This window comes from Paraburkholderia sp. Ac-20347 (assembly GCF_017104805.1).
GTDB classification, from domain to species: domain Bacteria; phylum Pseudomonadota; class Gammaproteobacteria; order Burkholderiales; family Burkholderiaceae; genus Paraburkholderia; species Paraburkholderia tropica.
In genome coordinates, this window is sequence record NZ_JAAGPN010000417.1 from 1 (window position 1) to 4723 (window position 4723).

At 66.6% G+C, this 4723-nt stretch carries 4 protein-coding genes and 2 pseudogenes; 4 read left to right on the forward strand and 2 right to left on the reverse strand.

Translation table 11 applies throughout. The features are described 5' to 3' along the window. Positions 1 to 375: aminopeptidase P family N-terminal domain-containing protein (locus G3N97_RS36680; protein WP_205997671.1), on the reverse strand; the 375-nt coding region annotated here is incomplete at its 3' end. 154 nt (positions 376 to 529) lie between these two features. Further along, positions 530 to 793: a hypothetical protein gene (locus tag G3N97_RS36685; protein ID WP_205997672.1), complete on the reverse strand. Its 264-nt coding sequence runs from the start codon at positions 791 to 793 to the stop codon at positions 530 to 532. A gap of 198 nt (positions 794 to 991) precedes the next feature. Here G3N97_RS36685 and G3N97_RS36690 point away from each other — a divergent pair, with 198 nt between their 5' ends. The 4 genes and pseudogenes from G3N97_RS36690 to G3N97_RS36705 all read left to right on the forward strand — a co-directional run. Continuing rightward, entirely contained in the window at positions 992 to 1693 is a 702-nt protein-coding gene (locus G3N97_RS36690) for a response regulator transcription factor (protein WP_205997673.1), read from the forward strand. Between the two features lie 72 nt (positions 1694 to 1765). Then, positions 1766 to 3034 (forward strand): annotated as a pseudogene (gene hemA, locus G3N97_RS36695) (glutamyl-tRNA reductase); the annotation flags it as partial. 240 nt (positions 3035 to 3274) lie between these two features. After that, positions 3275 to 4357, forward strand: a complete 1083-nt coding sequence (prfA, locus tag G3N97_RS36700) for a peptide chain release factor 1 (RefSeq protein ID WP_065062639.1) — start codon at positions 3275 to 3277, stop codon at positions 4355 to 4357. 43 nt (positions 4358 to 4400) lie between these two features. Further along, positions 4401 to 4723: pseudogene (locus tag G3N97_RS36705) on the forward strand (protein-(glutamine-N5) methyltransferase, release factor-specific); the annotation flags it as partial.

A 4723-nucleotide genomic window follows, 5' to 3' on the forward strand; every position in this document is an offset into this window, starting at 1 on the left:
TACCGCACCGTCGACGGCCACCGTGCCGCCCGTGCGCACGTTCTGCGCGAGCCAGTCGACGTGCGGCGCGGTCTGCTGGCCGCCCATCATCTTCATCAGCTGGATGCCGGTGCCGGCCAGTTGCTGCTCGGCCTGCACCCAGTAGCGGCTGTCGACCCACACGCCCGCGAAATCCTGCGTCACGACCAGCGTGCCGACCGACCCCGTGAAACCCGATAGCCACTCGCGCCCCTGCCAGCGGCCCGGCAGGTATTCGGACAGATGCGGATCGGCGGACGGCACGAGAGCCGCATCGACGTGCGCGCTCGCCATCGCGGCGCGCAGCGCGGCGATGCGTTGGGGGATCGTGGACGTTTCGGGAAGTCGGGCGTTCATGGTTTCACCTGCGGATGTGGGACCGGCACCTCAAGTGTGCCGAAAGATGCGAGATCGGGTGCGCCGGCGTGTGGCCGGACCGCGCGGCGGGCGTGAGAGAAAGCGGAGGCGGACGTAGGAAGGCGCAAGTCAGCGTGCCGGAAAGCGGGAGAGTTCAGCGCCGCGCGCGCAGCGCGACTGCCACCGCGACACACACGAATGCGGCAGCCGTGCAGACCGGCCATTCGAGCAGTTCGCCGTCGTAGAAGAGGCCCGTGGCGCGCCCGGCGGCCTTGGCGATCGCCGCGCCGGCCAGCGCCGCCACGACGGCGAGCGCGAGGCCGCCCGATGCGGCGCCCGAGGCACGGCGACGCGGATGGAACAGCCAGCCCGCCAGACCCACCGCGACTCCCAGCACGACGATGCCGAGCCAGCCCATTAGCGACTTGTCCTAGGGATTTTCAGAAAAGTCCGATAGGACCGTCGCTGCGCGGCGAATAGCATTTCTTTTTGTCTCATTAACAACAGTGCTTTCACTGAAAAACGGTCGGCTCGGCGCTTTCCGCGTAGCGGTTGAGTGTAGGGGGCGGGATGGCGCAAGGCAAGCGCGCCCGGCCCGCCGCGGCTGGAAACTGCTATGCGAATCGCCCTTGTCGAACCTGACGCGCGTCATGCTGAACTCGTCGAACGCCTGCTCATCGCGGGCGGTCACGCGTGCCGGCATTTTGCGCACGCCGCGCCGCTCATGGCGGCGCTCGAAGACGATACCTTCGACCTGTTGATCGCCGCGCACTGGTGCGGCGATCAGCGCGGCGACGACCTCATCCCGCACGCGCGCCGTCTGCTGCCCGGCCTGCCCGCCATCGTGCTGATGGCCTCGCCGCACGAAAGCGAGATCGTCGGCAGTCTCCAGGCGGGCGCCGACGACTGCATCAGCAAGCCCGTGCGCGGCCCCGAAATGCTCGCCCGCATCGACGCGCTGCTGCGCCGCGCCGGCGTACGCCGTCCGCGCAACCGCGCGCGCCATGGTTTCGGCGACTATCTGTTCGATTCGGCGCGCTACCAGGTGTCGTTTCGGGGCCAGACCGTCACGCTGACACCGAAGGAATTCCGCTTCGCACTGCTGCTGTTCACGAACGCCTCGCGCCCCGTTTCGCGCGCGCGCATTCTCGAAACGGTGTGGAATCTGAACCGCGACGTAAGGTCGCGCACGCTCGACACACACGCTTCGCGGCTGCGCAGCAAATTACAGCTGGGGCCCGAGCATGGCTGGCGTCTGACGACGCTGTACGGCTTTGGCTATCAGCTTGAGCGGCTGCCTATAAGCCCAGCGGAATAGCCCGACGTTGCGGGCGACAATGTCAGATGCGCGGAAAAGTTATAATATCCGCCTAAATCTTCGCCCCATGGTATGCAGCTTCTAACGATCGGAATCAATCACCACACCGCGCCCGTCGCCTTGCGCGAACGCGTGGCGTTTCCGCTCGAACAGATCAAGCCGGCCCTCGCGCTCTTCAAGGAAGCGTGGTCCGGCGGGCGCCGCAGCCTCAGCGCGCCCGAAGCCGCCATCCTCTCCACCTGCAACCGCACCGAGCTCTATTGCGCCACCGACGCGCAAAGTTCGCGCGATTCCGCCGTGGAATGGCTCTCGCACTACCATGGCATCCGCGCCGAAGAACTCGCGCCGCACGTCTACACGCTGCCGCAGTCCGAAGCCGTGCGTCACGCGTTCCGCGTGGCGTCCGGGCTCGACTCGATGGTGCTCGGCGAAACCCAGATCGTCGGTCAGATGAAGACCGCGGTGCGCACGGCCACCGAGGCTGGCGCGCTCGGCACCTATCTGAACCAGCTGTTCCAGCGCACCTTCGCGGTCGCGAAGGAAGTGCGCAGCACCACGGAAATCGGGGCGCAATCGGTGTCGATGGCTGCCGCGGCCGTGCGTCTCGCGCAGCGCATCTTCGACAAGATCGCCAACCAGCGCGTGCTGTTCATCGGCGCGGGCGAAATGATCGAGCTGTGCGCCGCGCACTTCGCCGCCCAGCAGCCGCGCGAACTGGTGGTCGCGAACCGCACCGCCGAGCGCGGCCGCTATGTGGCCGAACGTTTCGGCGGCAAGTCGATTCCGCTGTCCGAACTGCCCGCGCGCATGCACGAGTTCGACATCATCGTGTCGTGCACGGCGTCCACGCTGCCGATCATCGGTCTCGGCGCGGTCGAGCGCGCGGTGAAGGCGCGCCGTCACCGCCCGATCTTCATGGTCGACCTTGCGGTGCCGCGCGACATCGAAGCCGAAGTCGGCCAGCTCGAAGACGTGTTCCTCTACACCGTCGACGACCTCGGCACCATCGTGCGCGAAGGCAACGCCTCGCGCCAGGCGGCGGTCGCGCAGGCCGAAACCATCATCGAAACGCGTGTCGCGAACTTCATGCAGTGGCTCGACACGCGCAGCATCGTGCCGGTCATCCGCCACATGCACACGCAGGCCGACACGCTGCGCCGCACCGAACTCGAACGCGCGCGCAAAATGCTCGCGCGCGGCGACGATCCGTCCGCCGTGCTTGAGGCGCTGTCGCAGTCGCTGACCAACAAGCTGATCCACGGTCCGACGCAGGCGCTCAACTCGTCGAGCGGCGACCAGCGCGACTCGCTCATCGAAATGATGAGCGGTTTCTACCGTCACGGTCAGCCGGCCAAGGTCGGCAAGGCCGACGACGCCGCGCCCGAAACCTCCACGCAGGCGTCGAATCTCGACGCGGCGTCCAACGCGTCCGGCTCTTCGGACCGTTAGCGGCATTCGCCGCAGCCCATGGCGCAGACTCTGCCATGATCCGCGCGCACGCTACGTGCGCACGCATTCCCGGGCGTTCCGCCCACCGCCCTTTCCCGCAGTCCTACCCGGAGCCCGCTCCGTACCGCCCCGATGAAAACGAGCATGCAATCGAAGCTCGACCAGCTGACTACGCGTCTGGCCGAGCTGAACGACCTGTTGAGCCGTCCCGACGTGACGTCCAACCGCGACCAGTACCGCAAACTCACGCGCGAGCACGCGGAAATCGGGCCGGTGGTCGAGCATTACGCGCTGTGGCGTCAGGCGAAGGACGACGAAACGGCGGCGAAGGACCTGCTCAGCGACGCTTCGATGCGCGATTTCGCCGAAGAAGAGGTGAAAGCCTCGCGCGAACGCATGGCGCAGCTCCAGCAGGAATTGCAGATGATGCTGCTGCCGAAGGATCCCAACGACGACCGCAACGTGTTCCTCGAAATCCGCGCGGGCACGGGCGGCGACGAGTCGGCGCTGTTCGCGGGCGATCTGCTGCGCATGTATCTGCGCTACGCGGAACGCAACCGCTGGCAGATCGAAATGATGTCGGCGAGCGAGTCGGATCTGGGCGGCTACAAGGAAGTGATCGTGCGCATCGCGGGCGAGGCGGCGTATTCGAAGCTCAAATTCGAGTCGGGCGGCCATCGCGTGCAGCGCGTGCCCGCGACCGAAACGCAGGGGCGCATCCACACCTCCGCGTGCACGGTCGCCGTGATGCCGGAAGCCGACGAAATCGGCGAAGTGGAGATCAATCCCGCCGATCTGCGCATCGACACGTTCCGCGCGTCGGGCGCGGGCGGCCAGCACATCAACAAGACCGATTCGGCCGTGCGCGTGACGCACCTTCCGACCGGCATCGTCGTGGAATGTCAGGACGACCGCTCGCAGCACAAGAACAAGGATCGCGCGCTCAAGGTGCTGGCCGCGCGCATCAAGGACAAGCAGTATCAGGAGCAGCACGCGAAGGAAGCGGCCACGCGCAAGAGTCTCGTCGGTTCCGGCGACCGCTCGGAGCGGATTCGCACCTACAACTTCCCGCAGGGTCGTCTGACGGATCACCGGATCAATCTGACGCTGTATCGGCTGGAAGCGATCATGGATGGCGATCTCGAAGAACTGATCGGCGCGCTGTTGTCCGAACATCAGGCCGAACAGCTGGCTTCGCTCGGCGACTCCGATTAAATCGCACCAAACGTCATTCATCGACCTCGCATCTGAACGCATCATGAGCGAACTCACCGCCGACGCCCTGCTGCGCGCCTCGCCGCTGCCCGCGCTCGAAGCGCGCATTCTGCTGATGCACGTGCTCGGCTGGCGTCGCACCCAGCTCATCACGCGTGGCGACGAAGTGCTCGACGCCGCGCCGGTCGCGACTTTCCGTACGCTCGAAGCGCGCCGTGTGGCGGGCGAACCGATCGCGCAGCTCGTCGGTGCGCGCGAGTTCTTCGGCCTCGATTTCGACGTCACGCCCGACGTGCTGATTCCGCGCCCCGAAACCGAGCTGCTGGTCGAAACCGCGCTGGCCGCGCTCGAAGGCATCGCGCAGCC

Excerpts from the sequence above, each read along its gene's own strand:
- G3N97_RS36685 (WP_205997672.1), bottom strand. The coding sequence starts at position 793 with ATGGGCTGGCTCGGCATCGTCGTGCTGGGAGTCGCGGTGGGTCTGGCG.
- G3N97_RS36690 (WP_205997673.1), top strand. The coding sequence starts at position 992 with ATGCGAATCGCCCTTGTCGAACCTGACGCGCGTCATGCTGAACTCGTC.
- prfA (WP_065062639.1), top strand. The coding sequence starts at position 3,275 with ATGAAAACGAGCATGCAATCGAAGCTCGACCAGCTGACTACGCGTCTG.